This is a genomic window from Mizugakiibacter sediminis, assembly GCF_000953855.2.
Taxonomy (GTDB): Bacteria; Pseudomonadota; Gammaproteobacteria; order Xanthomonadales; family Rhodanobacteraceae; genus Mizugakiibacter; species Mizugakiibacter sediminis.
In genome coordinates this window covers 1-22,812 of record NZ_DF970163.1, presented here as the reverse complement: position 1 = coordinate 22,812, position 22,812 = coordinate 1, and the positions used below count along the sequence as shown (strand labels likewise).

Below are 22,812 nucleotides of genomic sequence, written 5' to 3'. Positions count from 1 at the left end.
AGCGCGCGTCGGGCGAGGACGTCGCGCGGAGGCGGCGGCGCTCAGCGCCCCGCCGCCTCGCGATGCGCCAGCCAGGCGTAGTACAGCAGCGGGATCACCAGCAGGGTCAGCAGGGTCGAGACCAGGATGCCGAAGATCAGCGATACCGCCAGGCCCTGGAAGATCGGGTCGTCGATGATGAAGAAGCCGCCGATCATCGCCGCCAGCGCGGTCAGCGCGATCGGCTTGGCGCGCACCGCCGCCGCCTCGATCACCGCTTCGCGCAACGGCCGGCCGGCGGCATGCGCGTGGTTGATGAAGTCGATCAGCAGGATCGAGTTGCGCACGATGATGCCGGCCAGGGCGATCATGCCGATCATCGAGGTGGCGGTGAACTGCGCGCCGAACAGCGCGTGTCCCGGCATCACGCCGATCACCGTCAGCGGGATCGGCGCCATGATGATCAGCGGCACCAGATAGCTGCGGAACTGGCCGACCACCAGCAGGTAGATCAGCACCAGGCCCACCGAATAGGCGAGGCCCATGTCGCGGAACGTCTCGTAGGTGATCTGCCACTCGCCGTCCCACTTCACCGCGTAGCGCGTGGTGTCGTCCGGCTGGGCGATGAAGCGCTGCTGCAGCGGCTGCCCGGCCACCGCCTCGCGGCGCAGCTTGCCCACCATCGCGAACATGCCGTACAGCGGGCTGTCGGTATGGCCGGCGTCGTCGCCGGTGACGTAGGCGTAAGGCAGCAGGTCCTTGTGGTAGATCGCCTTCTCCCAGTTCGCCGGGCGCACGTCGACCACCTCCGACAGCGGCACCAGCGCGCCGCCCTGCGCGCGCACGCGCAGGGCGAGCAACTGCGCCAGCGCGGCCTGGTCGCCGGCGGGCAGGCGCAGGCGGATAGGCACGGCGTACTTGGAGCGGCCGTCCATCAGGTAGGACGCATCGTCGCCGGACAGCGCCGCGCGCAGCGCGCGCGCGATGCGCGCCTGATCGAGGCCGAGCCGCGCGGCGCGCTCGCGGTCGACCACCATCACCTCGCGCGGCGCGTCCGCTTCGACGCTGGTGTCGATGTCGACGAGATCCGGATTGGCGTGGAAATCCCTGGCGAGGCCCAGCGCCACTTCGCGCACCTTGGCGTAGTCGGGGCCGTAGACCTCGGCGACGATCGGCGCCAGCACCGGCGGACCGGGCGGCACTTCCACCACCTTGACCGAGGCACCGTAGCGCGCGCCGATCTCGGCGAGCATCGGCCGCACGGCCAGCGCGATGGCGTGGCTCTGGCGCTTGCGCTTGGTCTTGTCGACCAGCGTCACCTGCAGGTCGCCGACGATCGGCCCGCTGCGCAGGTAGTACTGGCGCACCAGGCCGTTGAAGGTCATCGGCGAGGCGGTGCCGGCGTAGCCTTGGTAGTTCTCCACCTCGGGCACGCGGTCGAGCGCGCGCGCCAGCTCGGTCAGCAGGCGGTCGGTGGTCTCCAGCGTGCTGCCCTCGGGCATGTCGACGACGACCTGGAACTCCGACTTGTTGTCGAACGGCAGCATCTTCAGGATCACCGCCTTCACCACCACCAGCCCGGCCGCGGCCAGCACCAGCACGCCCATCGCGAGGAACAGCCGCCGGCGCCGGCGCGGCGCGCGCTCGCCTTCGAGGAACGGCAGCATCAGGCGCCGGAACAGCCGCAGCAGGCGGCTGCCGCGCGCCGCTTCGCGCGCTTCCTCGGCCGGCGGCGCGTGGTGGCGGCCGAGCAGCTTCAGCGCCAGCCACGGCGTCACCACCAGCGCCACCGCCAGCGACAGCAGCATGCCGGCGGAGGCGTTGATCGGGATCGGCCGCATGTACGGCCCCATCAGGCCGGAGACGAACGCCATCGGCAGCAGCGCGGCGATCACGGTGAAGGTGGCGAGGATGGTCGGGCCGCCGACCTCGCTGACCGCCGCGGGAATCGCCTCGCGCAGGCTGCGCCCGCCGAGCGCCATGTGGCGGTGGATGTTCTCCACCACCACGATGGCGTCGTCGACCAGGATGCCGATCGAGAAGATCAGCGCGAACAGCGACACGCGGTTGATGGTGAAGCCCATCGCCCAGGAGGCGAACAGGGTCAGCATCAGGGTGATGATCACCGCCGCGCCGACCACGATCGCCTCGCGCCAGCCCAGCGTCGCCAGCACCAGCAGCACCACCGAGAAGGTGGCGAAGATCAGCTTGTGGATCAGCTTGTCGGCCTTGTCGGTGGCGGTCTGGCCGTAGTCGCGGGTGACCACCACGTGCACGCCGGCCGGGATCGACACGCCCTTCAGCGCCTCGACGCGGCGCGCGATCGCGGTGGTGATATCGGCGGCGTTGGTGCCGGACTTCTTGGCGATGGCGATCGTCACCGCCGGCGCGGTGCCGGTGGCCGGCCCGCCCTTCCCCGGCGGCGTGCCGAACCAGACGTAGCGGCTGGGCAGATCGGCGCCCTTGCGGATGGTCGCCACGTCGGAGAGGAACACCGGCTGGCCGTGCTTCAGGCCGATCACCAGGTGGGCGACGTCGTCGGCGTCGGCGAGGAAGGTGCCGGCGGTGACCGGCACGTCGCGATCGCCGGCGACGCGCTCGCCGGCCTGGCCGACCACGTTGGCGGCCTTGAGCGCGCCGGCGAGGTCGTCGATGGCGAGGCCGTAGGCGGCCATCTTCGCCGCGTCGAGCTGCACCACCACGGCGCGGTCCGGCGCGCCGATCGTGTAGACGTCGCGCGTGCCGGGGATGCGCTTCAGTTCGGTTTCCAGCGTGTGCGCCACCTCGGCCAGCTCGGTGGCGCCGCGCTGCGCGTCGTCTGTCCACAGCGTCAGCGCCATCACCGGCACGTCGTCGATGCCCATCGGCCGGATCAGCGGCGGACCGACGCCGAGGTTCGGCGGCACGAAGTCCTGGTTCTGGAACACCTGGTTGTACAGGCGCACGATCGCCGTCTGCCGCGGCACGCCGACCTGGAACTCGACGGTGATCACCGCCAGCCCCGGCCGGCTGACCGAGTAGACGTGCTTGACGCCCTGGATCTCGGCGAGCTTCTGCTCGAGCGGGAACGCGACCAGGTTCTCGACGTCGTGCACGTCCGCGCCGGGGAACGGCACGAACACGTTGGCCATGGTCACGTCGATCTGCGGCTCTTCCTCGCGCGGCGTGATCAGCATCGCCGCGAAGCCGAGCAGCAGCGCCGCCAGCGCCAGGATCGGCGTCAGCGGGTTGTCCTGGAAGGCGCGGGCGATGCGCCCGGAGAAACCGAGCCGCGGCTCGCTCATCGCCCCGCCTCCGCGGCGTGAAGCTTGGCGAGATACAGGGCGGCGGCGTCCGGGTCGGCGGCGACCTTCTCGCCGGCGGCGAGCCCGGCGAGGATCTCCACCTGCTCGCCGAAACGATGGCCGAGGCGCACCTGGCGCAGACTGACGCCGTTGTCGGCGCCGATCACGTACACGCCGCTGACCTCGCTGCGCTGCACCAGCGCGCTGGCCGGCAGCAGCAGGCGCCTGGCCTCGCCGACCGCGAACGCCGTCTTGACGGTCATGCCGGGATACAGCCCGGTCTCCTGCTGCGGCAGGTCAAGGCGCACGCTGAAGGTGTGCGTGTCGGGGTCGGCGTAGGGGAACACCGTCACCTTGGCGGCAGGCACGCGGCGCGCGCCGCTGGCGTCGAGCAGCACGTCGGCGGCGTGGAAGCGACGGATGGCGTCGACCGCGCTCTGCGGCACCTGCACGTTGACGCGCAGTTCCTCCAGCGACACGCCGGCGATCAGCGGCTGGCCGGGCTGCACCGCCTCGCCGACCTGCACGTAGCGCTTGGTGACGATGCCGGAGTACGGCGCGCGCACCACGGTGTAGTCGAGCTGCTGGCCGCTCTCGCGCAACGCCGCCTGCGCGGACTGCAGCGCCGCGCGCGCGGCGTCGCGCCGCGCCAGCGCCTGGTCGAGCTGGGCCTTGGCGATCAGCTTGCGCGCGTAGATCTCGGCGGTGCGCTGGTAGGACGCCTGCGCTTCGTCGTAGGTGGCCTGCGCCGCCGCCAGCGCCGCCTGCGCGCGCCGCTGCGCCGACTGCTGCTCGACGTCGGTGAAGCGCACGATCACCGCGCCGGCCGGCACGTAGTCGTTGACGTCGAACGGCAGCTCGACCACGCGGCCGCTGGTCTGCGCCGACATGGTCGCCTGGTGCACCGCCTCGACCACGCCGTCCCAGGACTGCTCGCGGCGCGCCTGCTGCGGCTGCACGGTCAGCGTGGCCAGCGGCGGCGGCGGCAGCGGCGCTGCCGCCTGCTTGGCGCCGCCGCAGGCGGCGAGCAGCGCGACTGCGGCCAGCGGCAGCAGCCAGCGCGATGCCTGGAAGACACCGATAGTGCGCATCAGCGGGCCTCGTCGATCATGCGCCGGGTCGCGTCCTCGACCTCGCGCGCGATCGCGGCCAGCGCGGGATCGTCGGACAGCATCGCCAGCATGCGCTGCGGCTCGATCATGCCGATGCGCGTCTCGCCGCCCTCGGTGTACACCGAGATGCGGCAGGGCAGCGCCATGTTCAGGCGCAGGTCGCTAGCCAGCACGCCGGCGGCATGGCGCGGGCTGCACACCTCGAACACCTTGCACTCGCCGGCGAACGCCTGGCCCTTGTTGCGCAGCGTGGCGCCGAGATCGTGCACGTGCAGCACGCCGAACCGGTGGCGCCGGACGGCGGCGTCGAGATCGTCCACCGCCTGTGCGAAGCTCTTGTCCGATTTCACGATGTAGTACACGTCCCGCTCTCCGTTCGCCGTGCGTGCGCGTCCGTCACGAAGGGAAGGCGCAGCCGGGCTTCATGCCGAGCCTGCGCAGGATGCGCGCCAGCGGGCAGAAGCCGGTGAACGAGGCCTGCAGCAGGTTGGCGCCGACGAACAGCGTCAGCAGCAGCCACCACGGCGAGAAGAAATGGGCCAGCGCCAGGCTCAGGATCACCATGCTGCCGGCGAAGCGCATCACCATGCGGTCGATGTTCATGCGAGGACTCCCGAAGTTTTCGCGTCGGATCCGGATCAGCGCCCGCCGCCGGCGGCTTTCAGCCGCTCGATGCCGAGCGCCTTGAGGATGTATTTCTCGTAGATCGGCTCGGTGTTGCCCGAGCGCATCTTGGCGAGGTAGTACTTCTCGAACGCCACCTTGGCGACGTGCACCCACTTGCCGATCTTCGTCCAGGTGACGTTGCGCGGCGGGATCTGCGGCAGCGCCACGAACGCCGCGCCGGTGTCGCCCATGTCGGCCAGGCACACCGCGTTCCAGGTCGCCTCCGCCGCGGGCGGGCGGCCGGCCAGCTCGTCGCGCAGGTTGGCGGCGATCGCCGTCACCATCGACTCGATCATGAAGCCGGTCTTCGGCGCGCCGGTCGGCACCGGCGTCTGCTCCACCGGCGGGATCGCCACGCACACGCCGGCGGCGAAGACGTTGGGGAACTTCGGGCTGCGCTGGTGCCTGTCGATCAGCACGAAGCCGCGCGGATTGACCAGGCCTTCCACGCCGCGCACCGCGTCGACGCCGGTGAATGCCGGGATCACCATCGAATAGGCGAACGGCAGCACGTGCTCCTGCGCCACCTTGCCCTGCGCGTCCAGCTCCTCCACGCGCATCTCGGCGAGGCGCACCTCCTTGATGCGCGCGTTGGTGATCCAGCGGATGTGCCGCTTGCGCAGCTCCGATTCCATCAGCCCCTTGGAATCGCCGACGCCGCCGAGCCCCATGTGGCCGACGTACGGCTCGCTGGTGACGAAGGTCATCGGCACGCGGTCGCGCAGCTTGCGCTTGCGCAGGTCGGCGTCGAGGATCATGGCAAACTCGTAGGCCGGGCCGAAGCAGCTCGCGCCCTGCGCCGCGCCGACCACGATCGGCCCCGGCTGCTTCAGGAACGCCTGGTAGGCGGCCCAGGCCTGCTCCGCGTGCGGCGTGGTGCACACCGACTGCGTGTGGCCGGACGGGCCCAGCCCCGGCACCTCGTCGAAGGCGAGGCGCGGGCCGGTGGTGATCACCAGGTAGTCGTACGCCACGCTGCGTCCGCTCACCGTCACCAGCCGGTTCTCGGCGGCGCGGATCTCGGCGGCCGCTTCGTCGACGAACTCGATGCCGCGCTTGCGCAAGTGGGTGCCGGCGTCGAGCGTCATCTCGTCCGGCCGCCGCCAGCCGACCGCCACCCAGGGATTGGACGGCGTGAAGGAGAAACGCGGGCCGTCGCCGACCACGGTCACCGTGTGCGCGGCGCCCAGCGCCGCCTTGATCTCGTAGGCGGCGCTCATCCCGCCCAAACCTGCCCCGAGCACGACGATCCTGGCCATGACCGAACCCTCTGCGATACCTCGATGGCAGCCTATGCCCCGGTGCCCCCGGGGATTTGATCGCCGTCAGGCCGCCACATAATGAACGATATCTAATTTAGCATTATCTTATTTAGTGGAGTGTATGATGTCAACCGTCGCCGCGCGGTGCGCGGCGCCGCTGCGCGAACGCCCATGGACCCACGCCCCCTCCCCGATCTCGACGTGATGCAGGAACGCGCCGGCGAGGCCTCGCGCTTGCTGAAGGCGCTGGCCAACGCGCAGCGCCTGCGCGTGCTGTGCCTGCTGGTCGGCCAGGAGCTGACCGTCGGCCAGATCAACGAGCGCCTGCCCGAGCTCTCGCAGTCCGCGCTGTCGCAGCACCTCGCCAAACTGCGCGAGGAAGGCATGGTGCAGACGCGCCGCGAGTCGCAGCAGATCTGGTACCGGCTCAGCGACGGGCCGGTGCACCGCCTGATCGGCACGCTGCACGACATCTATTGCGGCGTGCCGGGCGGCGGCGACGCCTGCGCGCCGGCGGCGCGCGCCGCTCAGCCGCGCGTGTCGAAGCGCAGCGGCGTGCGCAGGTAGGCGACGCCGTTCGCCTCCGGCGGCGGCAGGCGGCCGCCGCGGATGTTCACCTGCAGCGCCGGCCACAGCAGACGCGGCACCGGCAGGGCGGCGTCGCGCCGCGCGCGCAGCGCGACGAACGCCGCCTCGTCGACGCCGTCGCGCACGTGCGCGTTGTGCGCGCGCTGCTCGGCCAGCGTCACCTCCGCGCGCGGCGCCGCGCCCGGCGGCGGATAGTCGTGGCAGAGGAACACGCGCGTCGACGGCGGCAGCGCGTACAGGCGGCGGATCGAACGGTACAGCGTGGCGGCGTCGCCGCCGGGGAAATCGCAGCGCGCGGTGCCGGCCGGCGGCGAGAACACGGTGTCGCCGACGAACACCGCATCGCCGATGCGGTAGCTGACGCTGTCGGAGGTGTGGCCGGGCGTCGCCAGCACCTCGACCTCGAGGCTGCCCAGCGCGAAGCGCTCGCCGTCGGCGAACAGGCGGTCGAACTGCGAGCCGTCGGCGCGGAAGCCGTCGTCGAGGTTGAGCAGGCGCTTGAAGGTGCGCTGCACCTCGACGATGCCGGCGCCGATGCCGACGCGCGCCGGCCCGCCCAGCGCGTCCTTCAGCCAGCCGGCCGCGGACAGATGATCGGCGTGGGCGTGGGTCTCCAGCAGCCACTGCACCTCGAGGCGGTGCGCCAGCACGTGGTCGAGCAGCGCCCGCGCCGGCGCGGTGCAGACCAGCCCCGCCGCAGGGTCGTAGTCCAGCACCGGATCGATCAGCGCCGCCGCGCTGCCGGCGGGGTCGCGCACCACGTACGACCACGTCGAGGTGGGCGCGTGGAAGAACGGCGTGACGTCAGGGCGCATGGCTGCTCCGGCGGGGCCTCGGCCGCCATCGACGCGCGGCGGCCTCGGTACGCCATCATATGCCCGATGGCGGGCGCCGCCGCGGCGATCCGCGACAGTCCGCCGCAGCCCGGCCGGGCGGAAGGCGCCGGTTCCCTGTAAAATCGCGTTTTTCCCACCGCATCCGCTCCGGAGGACGCTGCCCCATGGCCATCAAGGTCGCCATCAACGGTTACGGTCGCATCGGCCGCAACATCCTGCGTGCGCTGTACGAATCGAAGCGCACGAACGAGATCCAGGTGGTCGCGGTCAACGACCTGGGCGACGCGGAAACCAATGCGCACCTCACCCAGTACGACACCGCGCACGGCCGCTTCCCGGGCGAGGTCGGCGTCGACGGCGGCGACCTGATCGTCAACGGCGACCGCATCAAGGTGTTCGCCGAGCGCGATCCGTCCAGGCTGCCGTGGGGCCAGCTCGGCGTCGACGCGGTGCTGGAGTGCACCGGTCTGTTCACCTCCAAGGCCAAGGCCGGCGCGCACATCGCCGGCGGCGCCAAGAAGGTGATCATCTCCGCGCCGGGCGACAAGGACGTGGACGGCACCTTCGTCTACGGCGTCAACCACGACACCCTGAAGGCCAGCCACCAGGTCATCTCCAACGCCTCCTGCACCACCAACTGCCTGGCGCCGCTGGCCAAGGTGCTGCACGAGAAGATCGGCATCGTGCACGGCCTGATGACCACGATCCACGCCTACACCAACGACCAGGTGCTGACCGACGTCTTCCACAAGGACCTGCGCCGCGCCCGCTCGGCGACGATGAGCCAGATCCCGACCAAGACCGGCGCCGCCGCCGCGGTCGGCCTGGTGCTGCCCGCGCTGAACGGCAAGCTGGACGGCTTCGCGATGCGCGTGCCGACCATCAACGTCTCGGTCGTCGACCTGTCGTTCGTCGCCTCGCGTCCGACCGACAAGGCCGAGATCGACGCCGTGATCAACGAGGCGGCCAACGGCGCGATGAAGGGCATCCTCGGCGTCAACACCAAGCCGCTGGTGTCGGTCGACTTCAACCACAACCCGTTGTCGTCGGTCTACGACGCCACCCTGACCAAGGTGATGGGCGGCACGCTGGTGAAGGTGCTGGCCTGGTACGACAACGAGTGGGGCTTCTCCAACCGCATGCTCGACATGACGCGCGCGCTGATGGCGGCGAAATAAGCGCCGCAGGCGATGTTCGCGCCGAAAACCCGCACGCTCCGGCGTGCGGGTTTTTCTTTGCCCGACGCCGGGCGGCAGCTTAGGCCTCGGCTCGTCGCCGCGGCACCCTGCCGTGCGGCGTCGGCAGGCGTGCAATGGCGGGCTGCCGCCCCCTCCACAGGCTGCCGTAGACCGCTACACTCGAGTACACGCGGAACGGACATCGCCATGGCCATCGTCTTCATCCCCGGCATCAAGGGCTCCGAGCTGGTCGACAGCTATCCGCTGGACTGGCCGGTGCGCTGGAGCCTGGAGGACATGACGGTCGGCGACATCTTCGAGAATCCGCTCGACCTGATGCTCGGCGACGGCCGCCACGACCTCGGCGACGCGCACTGGATGCGCCCGTTCCGCCTGATCCGCTACGCCTACGCGCCGCTGCTGGCCAAGCTGCGCGCGTGGAAGGCGCCGGAGCCGGTGCACGTGTTCACCTACGACTGGCGCAAGCCGGTGGAGCTGGCCGCGGCGCGGCTGGTGCAGTTCATCGGCGAAGTCGAGGACCGCGAGCGCATGCACGGCCGCGGCGCGCCGCTGTCGCTCGTCACCCACAGCATGGGCGGGCTGGTGCTGCGCTCGGCGCTCGGCCTGCGCAACGCGCGCGATCCGTTCGCCGGCATCGGCCGCGTGGTGTTCATCGCGCCGCCGTTCCGCGGCGCGATCGGCGCCGCCGAGTCGCTGGTCAAGGGCGAGCGCGACGGCATGTTCGGCACCGACGAGGACTACCGCCGCATCGCCCGCACCTTCCCCTCGGTGTACGCGATGACGCCGTCCTACCGCGACGCCGCGGTCGACGAGGCCGGCAAGCCGCTGGACCTGTTCGACGCCGCCCGCTGGCAGGCCAACGTGCGCGACGGCGGCGAATTCAGCGCGCGCTTCCTCGCCGACGCCGAGGCGCTGGTGCGTGGCCGCGCCGCGGTCCACGGCGGCGGCAGTCCGGCGCCGCTGCTGCCCGACGCCGCGCTGGCTGCGGCCGCCGACCGCGTGATGGTGATGATCGGCGCCGGCGTCGCCACGCCGCGCACGCTGCCCGTGCAGACGCGCAACACGCGCAACCCCAACTGGTTCGACTTCGCCGGCGTGCGCACGGACGCGCAGGGCGATGGCCGCGTGCACTTCCTCTCCGCCGCCGTGCGCGGCGTCACCTTCGCCGCCTACACCGACGCCGCGGACCACGCCCGCGTCTGCCGCAGCGCGCGCATCGCCAACGCGGTGTCGCTGTGGCTGGAAGGCCGCAAGGCGCTGCGCATGACGCCGCGCGGGCCGCAGCACTCGGTGGCGCGCGCCGGGCGCAGCTATTTCGATCCCTGGGACGGCGACCCGGCCAGCCTGGCCGCACACGTCGCCTGAACGACGCTCAGCGCGCGGCGGCCAGCCGTCGCACCGCCGCGACGAAGGCGGCGTCGGGTTCGCCGAGGCGGCTGCTGCGCGCGACGATGCGGCCGTCGGCGTCCAGCAGCGCGATCACCACGTTGTGGCTGAAATCGCCGTCGCCGCGCGGCCGGTAGGCCACGCCCAGCGTCGCCGCGAACGCCTCGACGTCGCCGCGCTCGGGACGCGCCAGCCGCCAGTGCGCGGCGTCGACGCGGTGCATGGCGGCCATCGCCGCCAGCGCGGCGACGTCGTCGTGGGCCGGATCGAAGCTGACCATCAGCACGTCCGGCGCGCCCGCGCCGGCCGCGCGGCGCGCGCGCGCGATGGTCTCGATGGTCAGCGGGCAGGCCGAATGGCACGAGGCGTAGAACACGCTGACCAGCAGCGGCCGCCCGCGCAGCGCGGCGAAATCGAAGCGCCGGCCCTGCTGGTCCTGCAGCGCCAGCGCGGTCTGGTACAGCGAGTCGCCGGGCGGCGGCGCGGCGGCGGCCGCGCCGGCGGCGGCGAGCAGCAGCGCGGCGCAACGGACGAGCATGCGGCGCATGGCGGTCATGGATGCTTCACTCCCTCGATGTCCTGCACGCAGCGGAAGCCGACGTTGTCGGCGCCGTCGGCCGGCGCCAGCGCGGCCAGCGCCGCCACGCGCATCAGCAGCGCGTAGTCGCTGCGGTCGGCGAAGGCCAGCGCGGCACCGCCGCACAGGCCGAGCAGCGCGGCCTCGCCGGGCTGGCGCGCGTCGCTGTTGACGAACAGCGCCGCGTAGTCGTCCACCCACTCCCACACCAACGTGCGCATGTCGTGCAGGCCGTAGAGGTTGGGCGCGTCGCCGCCGACCTCGGCGGGCGCCGCGCCGAAGGCGGCGGTCAGTCGCGCCAGCGCCTGCGCCTGCCAGGCGGCGTCGCTGCGCGCGTCGCGGCGCGTCGCGTCGGCCGCGGCGGCGTATTCCCATTCGATCCAGCGCGGCAGGCGCGCGCCTTCCGATGCGCAGTAGGCGCGCGCGGCGAACCAGCTGACCCGCGTCGCCGGCTGGTTCGGCGGCGCGCCGGCGCCCAGCGTCGACGCGCCCGCCCAGCGCGACAGGTAACCCGGCGAGGCGAACAGCGCGGCGACGCGGTCGCGCCGCCAGCGCGGCGCGCGCCGCACGAAGGCGAGGAACTCGGCGTTGGTCACCGGCGTGGCGCGCATGCGGAACGCCGGCACCTCGACCGCGCGCGCGCCGCCTTCCTGCGCCAGCACGCTGCGGAAGGCGCCGCCCGGCACGCGCACGTACTCCGCCGCCCCTGCTGCCGGCAGCGCCGACAGCGCGAGCAGCGACGCCAGCAGCAGCGAGCGGATCATGCACCTGCCCTCGCCCGCCTCAGCGCGAGGCCTCGTTGCGGGCGCCGCCGCGGCGCGCCGCGGCGACGTCGTCGCTGTGGATGCGGCCGCCCGGGTTGCCCCAGCTGTTCAGCACGTAGGTCAGCACGTGGGCGACGTCGTCGTCGCTGAGCTGCGGGCCGAACGGCGGCATCATCGCGTCGTAGTGCTGGCCGTTGACCGTGACCTTGCCGCTCAGGCCGTGCAGCACGATGTGCACCGCGCGTTTCGGATCGGCGGCGAGATAATCCGACTTCGCCAGCGGCGGGAACGCGCCGGGGATGCCGCTGCCGGTCGGCTGGTGGCAGGCCGCGCAGGTGCTGTCGAACACCTGCTTGCCGCGCGCGATCGGGTCCGCCGCCGCGGTCTTCTGCGGAGGCGTATCGGCGGCGGGCGCCGGATGCGCGTGCTCGGCCGGCATCGCCACCGGCGCATCCGCCGGCGCGGCGTGGTAGATCGCCGGCGCCTCGGGGCCGTCCACCTGCAGCACTCCCATCGCGCCCTTGTTGAACGTGCGGAAGATCGAATGGTCGACCAGCAGGTACTTGCCCGGCACCTCGCTGCGGAACTCGACCACCTTGGAGCCGCCGGCCGGGATCAGCGTGGTCTGCACGTTCTCCTCGAAGTGGCTCGACTTGCCGTCCCAGACCTTGTCGAAGATCGCGCCGATCACGTGGAAGCTCGACACCAGGTTGGGGCCGCCGTTGCCGACGAACAGGCGCACGGTCTCGCCGACCTTGGCGTGCAGCGCGTTCGCGCCGGTCAGCGCGCCCTCGCGGCCGTTGAACAGCACGTAGGTCGGGCGCTCGTCGATCGCCTTCTCGAGGTCGAACGCCTGCAGGCCGGGCTCGTGGTACTTGCCGGTGGTGTAGAAGTCGCCCTGCATCACGTAGTACTCGCGGTCGACCTTGGGCAGGCCGCCGGGCGGATCGACCTGGATCAGGCCGTACATGCCGTTGGCGATGTGCATGCCCACCGGCGTCGTCGCGCAGTGGTAGACGTACAGGCCGGCCTTCAGCGCCTTGAAGGTGAACACGCGCTCGTGGCCCGGCGAGGTCAGCGTCGGCTCGGCGCCGCCGCCCGGGCCGGTGACGGCGTGCAGGTCGATGTTGTGCGGCATGTGCGAGCCGGCGGGGTTCTTCAGATGCAGCTCGACGGTGTCGCCCTCGCGCACGCGGATGAAGCTGCCCGGCACGGTGCCGCCGAAGGTCCAGAAGTCGTAGAAGACGCCGTCGGCGATCTCCTTCTTCACCTCCTTCACTTCCAGCTCGACGATCACCCGCGCCGGGTGGTCGCGCGTGACCGGCGGCGGCACGTTCGGCGGGCTGGTCAGCACGGCGCGGATCGGTTCGCCCTGCGGCGCGCCGGCGTCCGCCTGCGCCGTGGCCGGTCCGCGCTGGCAGCCGGCGGCCGCCAGCGCCATCCCCAACAGCACGCATCCCCTGATGAAGCGTTTCATTGCAGGCTCCTTCCCGGACCGCTCGTCCGGCGATGGCGCCAGCGTACGCAGCGGCATGCGCGCGTCCCTGATGGTCATCAGCGGGGTGCGACGGGTTGCCGCATGTGCGCACCGGCGCACGCGCCGCGGCATCGCGGCGAACCGCTGCAAGCCGCGCCGCTGTTGGGCTGCGGCGATTCCGCGGCGCGCCTGCGGCAACCGTGCGCAGGCGCGTGACCGCCGTCAGCGGCGTGCGACAGCGCGCCGCAGCGCGCGCTCCTGCGCGTCGCCGGCCGCGTGCTAAGGCACGAGGGCGAATGCCAGCCAGGCGGCGACGTTCATCAGCACGATGGCCACGATCAGCGGCATCGCATAACGGCGGCCGCCGGTGGCCGCGGCGCCGACCTTCAGCAGCGAGTTGCTGCCGAACGCGGCCAGCACGGCGGAGGCGGCCGCGGCGACGCCCAGCTCGCCGCTGGCGGAGAGCTGGCCCGCCGACACCGCCGCCGCATGCGCATCGGCGAAGCCGGCGGCGGCCAGCGCCGCCACCGCGCCGGCGTCGCCCAGCCAGCGGTGCAGCCAGGCGCCGAACAGCAGGGCGACGGCGACGATCGCCGCGAACAGCAGCGCCTGCTCGAAGCGGAACGCGCGTCCCGCCGGCAGCGGCGCCGCCAACCCGCGCGTGCCGCGCATGCGCCAGCCGACCGCGCCCGCGGCCAGCGCGGCGACCGCGCCCGCGGCGACCAGCGCCGGCATGACCCGCGCCAGCAGCGCGTGGTCCAGCACGGCGAGGATGATCGCCAGCTGCACCACGGTGGAGACGTTGGCGAGCATCGCGCCGGCGACGCAGGCCGGCAGCAGCGCGGCTTGTTCCCGCGCGCGCTGGCCCATGCCGGCGATCGTCGCCGTGGAGGAGACGAAGCCGCCGGTCAGTCCGCTCAGCGGCAGGCCCAGCGCCGGGCCGAACGCGCGCAGGGCGATGTAGCCGGCGGCGTTGATCGCCATCACCAGCACCGCCAGCAGCCACAGCTTGCGCGGGCTCAGCACGCCGAACGGATCGATCGCGCGCTCCGACAGCAGCGGCAGCACGATCAGCACGGAGGCGGCGAGGATCAGCGCATCGCGCAGCTCGCGCTCGCTCAGCACCTGGCGCACGAAACGGTGCATGCGCTGCTTGCCGGCCAGCACGATCGTCACCAGCACGAACAGCGCCGCGGCGAACTGCGCCGCGTGCAGCGCCAGCGCGCCGAGCAGGAACACCAGCAGCAGGGCGATCTCGCTGGTCAGGCCGGGATCGTGTTCGCGCGAACGCAGGTAGCCGATCGCGACCAGCGCCAGCAGGCCGGCGCCGGCCAGCAGCAGCGCCGGCGTGCCCAGCATCGCCGCCACCGCGCCGAGCAGCGCGGCCAGCGTGTAGGTGCGCAGGCCGGCCACGCCGCGGGTGGGGCCGACGCCCTTGCGGCGCTCGCGCTCCGCGCCGACCAGCAGACCGCCGCCGAGGGCGGCCAGCAATCCGAGCAGGGTGCCTTCGTCGTAGCCCATGCGCCGTCCCTCGCCGTGGCCGGTCCTCAGCTTAGCAGCGCGAACACGCCGCGCGGATCGTGCGCGATCGCCACCGAGACGATGAAGGCGTACACCGCCAGCGCGGCGACGAAGGCGACGGCGCGCGCGCGCGGCGTGCGCCCGCGCTTCAGCGCCAGCGTGCCGAGCGCGATGTACACCGCCAGCAGCAGCACCTTCACGGTCAGCCAGCCCTGCACGAACGGGTACTGGCGCAGGATCGCCACCAGCATCAGCGCCGCGGTCAGCAGCGTGGTGTCGATCGCGTAGGACAGATAACGCAGCGCGGCGTGATTGGCGAAGCCGACGCCGGCCATGCGCAGCGAGCCGCGCAACAGGAACAGCGTGCCCGACAACGCGACGCACCAGATGTGCAGCAGCTTGATCTGCGGGTAGAAGTAGGCCAGCGCCATGCGGTTCACCGTGCGAGCGGAAAGCGCGCAGGGTACCGCACGACGGCCGTCCGCTCAGCCCGGACGGCCGTCGCGGCGCGGCGTGAGGTAGATGTACGCCGCGCGCAGCGCCCACGGCAGGAACGCCAGCAACCAGCCGCTCGCGGCCAGCGCGTAGGCGCGCGGCGCGTCGGCGGCGAACTCGGCGCCGATGCGGCCGAGCGCCACCGCCTGCACGGCGAGGAAGGTGAACCAGGGCACCGGCCCCATCGCCAGCGGCCGGCCGGAATGGCCGTGCGTGACGCGCGTGACCATCGCCACCAGCATCGAGCCGAAGAAGCCGACGGTCAGCGCGTGCACCGGCGCGCGTCCCAGCGGACTGGCGCCGCGCAGCAGCGCGCACAGGCTGTCCGCGCCGAACAGCGCGAACGCCGCCGGCAACCAGGCCAGCGCGAGGTACAGCACCGCCAGCAGGCCCGGCCGACGCGCCTTCCACGGCTGCCACGCCAGCCAGTGGCCGAGGAAGAACAGCGCCAGCGGCAGGTCGGCGAGGAAGCGCCAGCGCTGGGCCTGCGCGAACTCGAAGCCGAGGTGCGCGGCGAGCAGTGCCCACAGCAGCGGCAGCGACCACGCCGGCCGCACCACGCGGTAGCCCGCGACCACGTTGTTGCTGAAGAACGGCACCATGCGGTGCGCCACCGTGAAGTACACCGGCAGCAGCAGGCCGAACGTGCCCAGCTTGATCGCCGCAAGCGCCAGGCGCGGATCGGCGCCGAGCATGAAGGCGAGGAACAGCGCGAGGCCGCAGGCGCCCACCGACAGCGCGCCGAAGCACGACAGCGCCCAGCGGTCCTTGAACCCATGCCGGCGCAGCACGCCGAACAGATGCGACAACCCGATCAGCCAGCCGGACATCATCAGCACCGCGCCGCCGACCAGCAGCGGCCGCAGCCCGAACAGTCCGGCCTGCGCGATCACGTAGCCGCCGAACACGCCGCCGAACACCGGCACGTAGTGCGCGCGCGTCAGCTCCGGCTGGTTCATCCAGCGCGGGAACACGGTCAGCAGGAAGCCGAAGACGAACGGCGCGAGCATGCCGTACTGCGCGAACATCGCGTGCGCCCAGCCTGCGGGCACCGCCGGCTGCGGCAGCCAGGTCCAGCCCCAACGCCCCGCCGACAGCTCCAGCGCCCACCAGCCCATGCTCGCCAGCACGGCGACGGCGCCGGCGAAGAACATCATGCGGTGCGGCGCCGCGGCGAGGATGCGCGGCAGCTCGGCGAGCGCGGGCGGGCGCGTCGAGGCGGGCGGCGGGACGACGGACTGGTCCATGAGAAGCGGGGTGGCGCGCGTCGCGGAGGGGCGCCGGCATGGTCCGGACAGCGTCGAGCATGCGCCGCGGACGCGCCGCATCGCACTGACCCAGGTCAACGCGTCGGGGCGGACGGCCGGCGCCGTCCGCCCCGCAGCGCCCCGCCCGGCCCCTGCGCCGGGCGGGGAACCCTGGCGGCCGCCGCTCAGTCGGCGCGGCGCCGCAATGCGGCCAGCGGCTCGCCGCGCGGCGCGGCCATCGTGCGCGGCGCGATCCACAGACGCAGCGTGAACCAGCCGATCAGCAGCGCGCCGATGCTGAAGATGGTGTCGCCGGGCACGCGCAGCCACACCAGCAGGTGGATGATCGGCTGCTGCATGAACTGCTCGGAGCGCGCGAACCAGTAGCCGCGGCCGAGCACGGCCTCGAGCTGCAGCACGCCCATCGGCAGCAGGGTCAACAGCGCCATCAGCGCCAGGCCGAGGTTGAACGCCCAGAACGCCTTGCCGAGCAGCGCATCGTTCCATACCGCGTCCGGCTTCAGCAGGCGCAGGCAGAACAGCATCAGGCCGATGCCGAGCATGCCGTACACGCCGAACAGCGCGGTATGGCCGTGCAGCGCGGTCAGGTTGAGGCCCTGCATGTAGTACAGCGACAGCGGCGGGTTGATCAGGAAGCCGAACAGGCCGGCGCCGACCAGATTCCAGAACGCCACCGCGACGAAGAACGCCAGCGGCCAACGCCAGCGCGCCATCCACGGCGCGGCCTGGCCGTGCTTCCAGGTTTCCCAGGCCTCGAAGCCGATCAGCGCCAGCGGCACCACTTCCAGCGCGGAGAACGAGGCGCCCAGCGCGATCACCGCGGTCGGCGTGCCGGTGAAGTACAGGTGGTGGAACGTGCCGAGCACGCCGCCCGCCATGAACACGATGGTGGCGAACAGCACGCTGGCGGTGGCGGTGGCGGCGCGCACCAGGCCGAAGCGGGTGAACAGGAAGGCGATCACCGCGGTGGCGAACACCTCGAAGAAGCCCTCGACCCACAGGTGCACCACCCACCAGCGCCAGTACTCGACCATCGCGATGTGCGTGTGCCGCCCCCACATCAGCGCCGCGCCGTAGAACAGCGCGATCGCCACCGTGGACAGGAACAGCAGGCCGACGATGCTGCCGCTGCCGTCGCGCCTGCGCAGCGCCGGCCACAGCGCGCGCCCGACCAGGAACAACCACAGCAGCAGGCCGGCGAACAGGCCGATCTGCCAGACGCGGCCGAGATCGGTGTATTCCCAGCCCTGGTGACCGAACCAGAAGTTCTCCGCCAGGCCGAGCTTCTGCATCACGCCGAACCACTGGCCGGCGAACGCGCCGACGACCACGGCGACCAGCGCGCCGAACAGCACGTTGACGCCCAGCCGCTGGAAACGCGGTTCGCGGCCGCCGATCGCCGGCGCGATCAGCAGGCCGGTGGCCAGCCACGCGGTGGCGATCCACAGCACGGCCAGTTCGGTGTGCCAGGTGCGGGTCAGCGCGTACGGCAGCACGTCGGCCAGGCGCATGCCGTACACCATCTGTCCTTCGACCTGGTAGTGCGCGGTGGTGGCGCCGAGCAGGATCTGCACGAGGAACAGCGCGATTACCAGCCAGAAGTACTTGGCGGTGGCGCGCATCGACGGCGTGATGGCCAGCGCGGCCAGCGGATCGGCGGCCGGCACCGGCGGCGGCGCCTCCTGCCTGCGCGCGGCGTGGTGCCAGGCCAGCGCGCCGATGCCGGCGACCAGGAACAGCACGCTGAACACCGACCACAGCAGCAGCGACGGCGGCGCCTCGTTGCCGACCAGCGGATCGTACGGCCAGTTCTGCGTGTAGCTGACGCCGGCGCCCGGGCGCCCGGTCACCGCCGCCCACGCGCTCCAGAAAAAGAACGCGGTCAACGCATGGCGGTGCGCCGCCGTGTCCACGGTGGCGTCGCGCATCGCGTAGTCCTCGCGCAGCTTCGCCAGCGCGGGGTCGCTGCCGAACAGCGCCTCGTAGTGCGCGGCGACTTCGCGGATGGCGGCGGCGCGGTCGTCGGAGACGGTCAGCGTGCCGGTGGCGGCGTCGTAGGTGTTCGGCCTGAGCGCGGCGCGCATCTCGGCCTCGAGCCCGGCCTTGCGCCCGGCGTCCAGCGCGGCATAGGCCTCGCCGTAGCGCGCCTGCGCCATGCGTTCCAGCAGCGCCAGCGCCTCGCGGTGCAGCCAGTCCGCGCTCCAGTCGGGGGCGACGTAGGCGCCGTGGCCCCAGATCGAGCCGAGCTGCTGGCCGCCGGTGGTCTGCCAGACGTCGCGGCCGGCCAGGATGTCGTCGCGCGTGTACAGCAGCCGGCCGCCGGCATCGACCACGCGCTCGGGTAGCGGCGGCGCGGCGTGGTAGATCTCGCGTCCCATCCACAGCAGGACCGCGAACGAGGCCGCCAGCAGCAGGCCGAGCGTGGTCCACAGTTTGCGTGTCGCGTTCATCGGGCGTCTCCGCGGGACCCTCCGGTCCGACGGCGCCCATCCTCGCGATCCGCGGCGCCCGCGCCGCTGATCCCGGTCAAGCGCCGCCGGCGCGGGACCGCGGCGCGATGTCGCACGCGGCTGACGCGGCGCGCGGCGCCGCGACGGCGCATCGCGCGGGCGCAGCCGCGCGGCGGATTCCGCCTGCGGCCCGCGTCGGGCGAACGGAACGGGCGCGGCCGGCCGCGCGGGGTTCAGCGGTGCAGGATGCAGCGGGCCTGCGCGCGCAGGCGTCCGTCGTCGAGGATCTCGACGTCGCGGCCGTCGACGTGGATCAGCTTCTGCTCGCGGAAGCGGCCGAGCACGCGGCTGACCGTCTCCGCGGCGAGGCGCAGGTAGTTGGCGATGTCGCCGCGCGACATGCTCAGGCGGAACTTGTGCGGCGAGAAGCCGCGCGCGGCGTAGCGGTCGGCCATGTCCACCAGGAACGCGGCCATGCGCTCGTCGGCGCTGTAGTCGCCGGCCAGCAGCGAGGCGGTGCCGACTTCCTTGCTGAGCAGGCGGAACAGGTGCGACTGCACCGCCGGCATGCGCGCGGCGAGCTGGCTCATCGCCGGGAACGAGAAGCGGCAGAAGTAGGCGGTGTCCAGCGCCACCGCGTCGCAGGGGTAGTGCTCGGGATAGATCGCGTTCAGGCCGACCAGCTCGCCCGGCAGATAGAAGCCCAGCACCTGCTCGCGGCCGTTCTCGTCTACCACTGCGGTCTTGACCGTGCCCGCGCGCACGGCATACACCGCCTTGAACGGATCGCGCGTGCGGAACACGTGCTCGCCGGCACGGAACGGCCCGACGTGCTCGACCAGGCAGTGCAGCTCGCGCAGCTCCGGCTTGCCGTAGCCGTTGGCCTGGCAGGAGGCGCTGAACGCGCAGGTGGTGCAGAAACGGACGTCGTCGCCGTCGTCGGCGATCGGGTTCGGATCGGGCGGCAGCCTGCCTGCCGGGTTCGCAGCCTTCATCGCGGAAGCCTTGGCGTGCGGATCTCAGATCGCGCGCGAGTAACGCGCCGTCTGCGCCTGGCGCCCCAGATAGGCGTCGAAGCACATCGCAATGATACGCACCAGCAGGCGTCCGCGCGAGGTCACCACCAGCGAATCCTGGCGGATTTCCACCAGTCCGTCCGCGGCAAGCTGTCGCAGGCGCAGCAGCTCCTCGGCGAAGTAGACGGGAAAATCGAGGCGCCAGGCCGCACCGAAGCTGCGGTAGTCGATGCGGCCGTGGCACATCAGTTCGGTGATCAGGGCGCGGCGGATCAGGTCGTCTTCGTCGAGGTGGATGCCGCGCGCCACCGGCAGGCGGCCGGCGTCCAACGCCGCGTAGTAGCCCGCCAGATCCTTGGCGTTCTGGCTGTAGGAGTCGCCGATGCGGCTGATGCCGCTCATGCCGAGCGCGATGATGTCGCAGTCGCCGTGGGTGGAGTAGCCCTGGAAGTTGCGCTGCAGGGCGCCCTCGCGCTGCGCGCGCGCCAGCTCGTCGAACGGCAGCGCGAAGTGGTCCATGCCGATGTAGACGTAGCCGGCCGCGGTCAGCATCTGCAGCGTGCGCGCGAACAGCGCCAGCCGCGTGGCCGCGTCGGGCAGCTGCGCGGCGTCGATCTGCCGCTGCGCCTTGAACAGCTCCGGCATGTGCGCGTAACTGTAGGCGGCGATGCGGTCGGGGCGCAGCGCGATCACCTTCTCCAGCGTCTGCGAGAAGCTGTCCACGGTCTGCAGCGGCAGGCCGTAGATCAGGTCGACGTTGACCGAGCGGAAACCGGCCTCGCGCGCCGCCTCGATCGCCGCGCGCGTCTGCTCGACGCTCTGCACGCGGTTGACCGCGGCCTGCACCGCCGGGTCGAAGTCCTGCACGCCGAGCGACATGCGGTTGAAGCCGAGCGGGCCGAGCGCGCGCACGTAGTCGGCGTCGGCGAAGCGCGGGTCGATCTCGATGCCGAATTCGCGCGTCGGCGCGCGCGTCAGGCTGAAGTGCCGGCCCAGCGAGTCCATCAGCTCGCTCATCTGGCCGACGTCGAGGAAGTTCGGCGTGCCGCCGCCGAAGTGCAACTGCACCGTCGGCCGGTCGCGGTCGAACATCGCCGCGGTCAGTTCGATCTCGCGGTACAGCCGCGACAGGTAGACGTCGGCCTTGGACTTGTCGCGGGTGATGATGCGCGTGCAGCCGCAGTAGAAGCACGGGCTCATGCAGAACGGCACGTGCACGTACAGCGACAGGGGGCGCGGGATCGGATCCTCGTTGGAGGCGCGCGCGTGGGCGCGCAGCTCGGCCTCGCCGAAGTCCGGCCGGAACTGCGGCGCGGTGGGGTACGAGGTGTAGCGCGGTCCGAGCGTGTCGTAGCGCGCGATCAGGTCCGGATCGAAGGCAGGGGCGGCGATGACGGCGTTCATGGACGCAGGCTAGCGCCCGCGGGCGGCCGCGCCTTGATCCGGGTCAGGCGCGGCGCCGGCGCGCGCTCGACGCGCTGCTCGATGGCGCCGAAGATGCTGCGGCCGCCGGCGTCGGTGACGTCGATGCGCACGCTGTCGCCGAACTTCAGGAACGGCGTCGACGGCTTGCCGTCGCGCAGCGTCTCCACCGTGCGCTGCTCGGCCAGGCAGGAGGCGCCCTTCGACGTGTCCTGGTTGGCAACCGTGCCGGAGCCGACCAGGGTGCCAGCGACGAGCGGGCGCGTCTTCGCCGCGTGCGCGACCAGCTCGGCGAAGCTGAACTGCATGTCGACGCCGCATTCGGCCTCGCCGAACCAGCGGCCGTTGATCCAGGTGCGCATCGGCAGGTGCAGCTTCTCGCCGCGCCAGGCGTCGCCCAGTTCGTCGGGGGTGGCGAACACCGGCGACAGCGCCGAGCGCGGCTTCGACTGCAGGAAGCCGAAACCTTTCGCCAGCTCGGCCGGGATCAGGTTGCGCAGCGAGACGTCGTTGACCAGACCGACGAGCTGGATGTGCGCGGCCGCCTGCGCCGGCGTGACGCCCATCGGCACGTCGTCGGTGACCACCACCACCTCGGCTTCGAGGTCGATGCCCCACTCCTCGCTGCCGGCGAGGATGGGATCGCGCGGGCCGTAGAAGCCCGCGCTGGTGGCCTGGTACATCAGCGGGTCGGTGTAGAACGAGGCGGGCACCTCGGCGCCGCGCGCGCGGCGCACGCGCTCGACGTGCGGCAGGTAGGCGGAACCGTCGACGAACTCGTAGGCGCGCGGCAGCGGCGCGGCCAGCGCCGCCATGTCGAGATCGAACGCGCCCCTGGCGCTGCTGGCCGCGAGCGCCTCGGCCAGCGCGTTCAGCCGCGGCGCGCACTGCGCCCAGTCGTCCAGCGCGGCCTGCAGGGTCGGCGCGATGCCGTCGGCGCGCACCGCGCGCTGCAAGTCGCGGCTGACCACCACCAGCGTGCCGTCGCGACGGCCTTCCTTCAAGGATCCGAGTTTCATGCAGTTTCCCTTGTCGCGTGCGGGACGCACGCTGCCTTTGCGGATGCGCCGCGGCGCGTCACGAACAGCCCTCGACGTAGTCCACCTGCGGCGGCAGGCCGATGCGCCAGGCCGTCACCGCGCCGTCGGCGCCGACTTCGAACACCAGCCGCGCCGCGCCGCCGAACGGCGGCGTCACCACCAGCGTCTGCCCGCCGGCGACGTACTTGTGCGGCTGCGCCTCGATGCGGCCGGCGTACAGCCGGCGCAGCGTCTCGGCGTTCATGCCGACGCGTCCGCCGCCGGGCGCGACCTTGCCGGCGGTGCGCACGTCGACGCGGCGCAGGCGGTCGCCCTCGAGCATGAACAGCAGGTCGCGACGATCCGCGTGCGGCGACAGGTAGTAGCAGGCCTGCGCATCGGCGGGCGGCTGCGGCGGATACAGCGGCCGGCCCCAGGCACGGCGCACCGCGGCCGCGTCCATGTCCCAGTGCAGCGGGCCGATGCCGTTG

19 protein-coding genes and 1 pseudogene are annotated in these 22,812 nt (G+C 72.2%); 3 read left to right on the top strand and 17 right to left on the bottom strand.

The annotated features are described in order from the left end of the window. Positions 1-41: 41 nt before the first annotated feature. Genes MBSD_RS04680 through MBSD_RS04660 form a run of 5 tightly spaced genes read right to left on the bottom strand, consistent with a single transcriptional unit; the run spans position 42 to position 6,261 of the window. A complete protein-coding gene (locus MBSD_RS04680; protein WP_062535542.1) occupies positions 42-3,263 on the bottom strand; it encodes an efflux RND transporter permease subunit in 3,222 nt (1,073 codons plus the stop codon). Beyond that, on the bottom strand, positions 3,260-4,354 hold the full coding sequence (locus MBSD_RS04675) for an efflux RND transporter periplasmic adaptor subunit (protein WP_062535540.1): 1,095 nt from the start codon (positions 4,352-4,354) through the stop codon (positions 3,260-3,262). The genes MBSD_RS04680 and MBSD_RS04675 overlap by 4 nt, the downstream gene beginning before the upstream one ends. Beyond that, positions 4,354-4,737 (bottom strand): DUF302 domain-containing protein, encoded by a 384-nt coding sequence (locus MBSD_RS04670; protein WP_062535538.1) that lies wholly within the window; start codon positions 4,735-4,737, stop codon positions 4,354-4,356. The genes MBSD_RS04675 and MBSD_RS04670 overlap by 1 nt, the downstream gene beginning before the upstream one ends. Before the next feature lie 34 nt (positions 4,738-4,771). After that, positions 4,772-4,978, bottom strand: a complete 207-nt coding sequence (locus MBSD_RS04665; RefSeq protein ID WP_062535536.1) for a YgaP family membrane protein — start codon at positions 4,976-4,978, stop codon at positions 4,772-4,774. A 35-nt stretch (positions 4,979-5,013) separates the two neighbouring features. Continuing rightward, complete coding sequence (locus MBSD_RS04660) at positions 5,014-6,261, bottom strand: NAD(P)/FAD-dependent oxidoreductase (protein ID WP_425478094.1); 1,248 nt, start codon at positions 6,259-6,261, stop codon at positions 5,014-5,016. 213 nt (positions 6,262-6,474) lie between these two features. On the opposite strand from MBSD_RS04660, the gene MBSD_RS04655 reads away from it, so the two are divergent. Further along, complete coding sequence (locus MBSD_RS04655) at positions 6,475-6,870, top strand: ArsR/SmtB family transcription factor (RefSeq protein ID WP_062535531.1); 396 nt, start codon at positions 6,475-6,477, stop codon at positions 6,868-6,870. On the opposite strand, the gene MBSD_RS04650 is transcribed toward MBSD_RS04655, so the two are convergent. Next, positions 6,831-7,706, bottom strand: coding sequence for an MBL fold metallo-hydrolase (locus MBSD_RS04650; RefSeq protein ID WP_062535529.1), 876 nt, complete (start codon positions 7,704-7,706; stop codon positions 6,831-6,833). The genes MBSD_RS04655 and MBSD_RS04650 overlap by 40 nt on opposite strands. A 185-nt stretch (positions 7,707-7,891) precedes the next feature. On the opposite strand from MBSD_RS04650, the gene gap reads away from it, so the two are divergent. Then, complete coding sequence (gene gap / locus MBSD_RS04645) at positions 7,892-8,905, top strand: type I glyceraldehyde-3-phosphate dehydrogenase (protein ID WP_062535528.1); 1,014 nt, start codon at positions 7,892-7,894, stop codon at positions 8,903-8,905. Between the two features lie 207 nt (positions 8,906-9,112). After that, the gene (locus MBSD_RS04640) at positions 9,113-10,291 is read left to right on the top strand and encodes an esterase/lipase family protein (protein WP_062535526.1); all 1,179 of its coding nucleotides are present in this window, start codon (positions 9,113-9,115) and stop codon (positions 10,289-10,291) included. Positions 10,292-10,298: 7 nt separating this feature from the next. On the opposite strand, the gene MBSD_RS04635 is transcribed toward MBSD_RS04640, so the two are convergent. The 11 genes and pseudogenes from MBSD_RS04635 to MBSD_RS15340 form a co-directional block, all read right to left on the bottom strand. Then, the gene (locus tag MBSD_RS04635) at positions 10,299-10,868 is read right to left on the bottom strand and encodes an SCO family protein (protein ID WP_082306484.1); all 570 of its coding nucleotides are present in this window, start codon (positions 10,866-10,868) and stop codon (positions 10,299-10,301) included. After that, entirely contained in the window at positions 10,865-11,653 is a 789-nt protein-coding gene (locus MBSD_RS04630; protein WP_062535524.1) for a formylglycine-generating enzyme family protein, read from the bottom strand. Before MBSD_RS04630 ends, MBSD_RS04635 begins: the two co-directional genes overlap by 4 nt. 19 nt (positions 11,654-11,672) lie before the next feature. After that, on the bottom strand, positions 11,673-13,130 hold the full coding sequence (nirK, locus tag MBSD_RS04625; RefSeq protein ID WP_062535522.1) for a copper-containing nitrite reductase: 1,458 nt from the start codon (positions 13,128-13,130) through the stop codon (positions 11,673-11,675). A 279-nt stretch (positions 13,131-13,409) separates the two neighbouring features. Next, on the bottom strand, positions 13,410-14,651 hold the full coding sequence (locus MBSD_RS04620; RefSeq protein ID WP_062535520.1) for an MgtC/SapB family protein: 1,242 nt from the start codon (positions 14,649-14,651) through the stop codon (positions 13,410-13,412). 26 nt (positions 14,652-14,677) lie between these two features. Beyond that, entirely contained in the window at positions 14,678-15,082 is a 405-nt protein-coding gene (locus MBSD_RS04615; RefSeq protein ID WP_062535518.1) for a SirB2 family protein, read from the bottom strand. Positions 15,083-15,136: 54 nt separating this feature from the next. Then, the gene (locus MBSD_RS04610; protein ID WP_062535516.1) at positions 15,137-16,393 is read right to left on the bottom strand and encodes an NnrS family protein; all 1,257 of its coding nucleotides are present in this window, start codon (positions 16,391-16,393) and stop codon (positions 15,137-15,139) included. A gap of 185 nt (positions 16,394-16,578) precedes the next feature. Further along, the gene (locus MBSD_RS04605) at positions 16,579-18,864 is read right to left on the bottom strand and encodes a nitric-oxide reductase large subunit (protein WP_062535514.1); all 2,286 of its coding nucleotides are present in this window, start codon (positions 18,862-18,864) and stop codon (positions 16,579-16,581) included. 233 nt (positions 18,865-19,097) lie between these two features. Beyond that, positions 19,098-19,859 (bottom strand): helix-turn-helix domain-containing protein, encoded by a 762-nt coding sequence (locus MBSD_RS04600; protein WP_062535513.1) that lies wholly within the window; start codon positions 19,857-19,859, stop codon positions 19,098-19,100. Positions 19,860-19,883: 24 nt separating this feature from the next. Further along, on the bottom strand, positions 19,884-21,284 hold the full coding sequence (gene hemN / locus MBSD_RS04595; protein ID WP_062535511.1) for an oxygen-independent coproporphyrinogen III oxidase: 1,401 nt from the start codon (positions 21,282-21,284) through the stop codon (positions 19,884-19,886). After that, positions 21,281-22,321 carry a fumarylacetoacetate hydrolase family protein gene (locus MBSD_RS04590; protein WP_062535509.1) on the bottom strand — a complete coding sequence of 347 codons (1,041 nt, stop codon included), beginning with the start codon at positions 22,319-22,321 and terminating at the stop codon, positions 21,281-21,283. The genes hemN and MBSD_RS04590 overlap by 4 nt, the downstream gene beginning before the upstream one ends. Before the next feature lie 58 nt (positions 22,322-22,379). After that, positions 22,380-22,812, bottom strand: a pseudogene (locus tag MBSD_RS15340) (hypothetical protein); the annotation flags it as partial.

Bases quoted from the DNA above. Each gene is read 5' to 3' on its own strand.
- MBSD_RS04680 (WP_062535542.1), bottom strand. From the start codon at position 3,263: ATGAGCGAGCCGCGGCTCGGTTTCTCCGGGCGCATCGCCCGCGCCTTC.
- gap (WP_062535528.1), top strand. From the start codon at position 7,892: ATGGCCATCAAGGTCGCCATCAACGGTTACGGTCGCATCGGCCGCAAC.
- MBSD_RS04640 (WP_062535526.1), top strand. From the start codon at position 9,113: ATGGCCATCGTCTTCATCCCCGGCATCAAGGGCTCCGAGCTGGTCGAC.
- MBSD_RS04600 (WP_062535513.1), bottom strand. From the start codon at position 19,859: ATGAAGGCTGCGAACCCGGCAGGCAGGCTGCCGCCCGATCCGAACCCG.
- hemN (WP_062535511.1), bottom strand. From the start codon at position 21,284: ATGAACGCCGTCATCGCCGCCCCTGCCTTCGATCCGGACCTGATCGCG.
- MBSD_RS04615 (WP_062535518.1), bottom strand. From the start codon at position 15,082: ATGGCGCTGGCCTACTTCTACCCGCAGATCAAGCTGCTGCACATCTGG.
- MBSD_RS04665 (WP_062535536.1), bottom strand. From the start codon at position 4,978: ATGAACATCGACCGCATGGTGATGCGCTTCGCCGGCAGCATGGTGATC.
- MBSD_RS04675 (WP_062535540.1), bottom strand. From the start codon at position 4,354: ATGCGCACTATCGGTGTCTTCCAGGCATCGCGCTGGCTGCTGCCGCTG.
- nirK (WP_062535522.1), bottom strand. From the start codon at position 13,130: ATGAAACGCTTCATCAGGGGATGCGTGCTGTTGGGGATGGCGCTGGCG.
- MBSD_RS04635 (WP_082306484.1), bottom strand. From the start codon at position 10,868: ATGACCGCCATGCGCCGCATGCTCGTCCGTTGCGCCGCGCTGCTGCTC.
- MBSD_RS04590 (WP_062535509.1), bottom strand. From the start codon at position 22,321: ATGAAACTCGGATCCTTGAAGGAAGGCCGTCGCGACGGCACGCTGGTG.
- MBSD_RS04620 (WP_062535520.1), bottom strand. From the start codon at position 14,651: ATGGGCTACGACGAAGGCACCCTGCTCGGATTGCTGGCCGCCCTCGGC.
- MBSD_RS04660 (WP_425478094.1), bottom strand. From the start codon at position 6,261: ATGAGCGCCGCCTACGAGATCAAGGCGGCGCTGGGCGCCGCGCACACG.
- MBSD_RS04655 (WP_062535531.1), top strand. From the start codon at position 6,475: ATGGACCCACGCCCCCTCCCCGATCTCGACGTGATGCAGGAACGCGCC.
- MBSD_RS04605 (WP_062535514.1), bottom strand. From the start codon at position 18,864: ATGAACGCGACACGCAAACTGTGGACCACGCTCGGCCTGCTGCTGGCG.
- MBSD_RS04610 (WP_062535516.1), bottom strand. From the start codon at position 16,393: ATGGACCAGTCCGTCGTCCCGCCGCCCGCCTCGACGCGCCCGCCCGCG.
- MBSD_RS04630 (WP_062535524.1), bottom strand. From the start codon at position 11,653: ATGATCCGCTCGCTGCTGCTGGCGTCGCTGCTCGCGCTGTCGGCGCTG.
- MBSD_RS04650 (WP_062535529.1), bottom strand. From the start codon at position 7,706: ATGCGCCCTGACGTCACGCCGTTCTTCCACGCGCCCACCTCGACGTGG.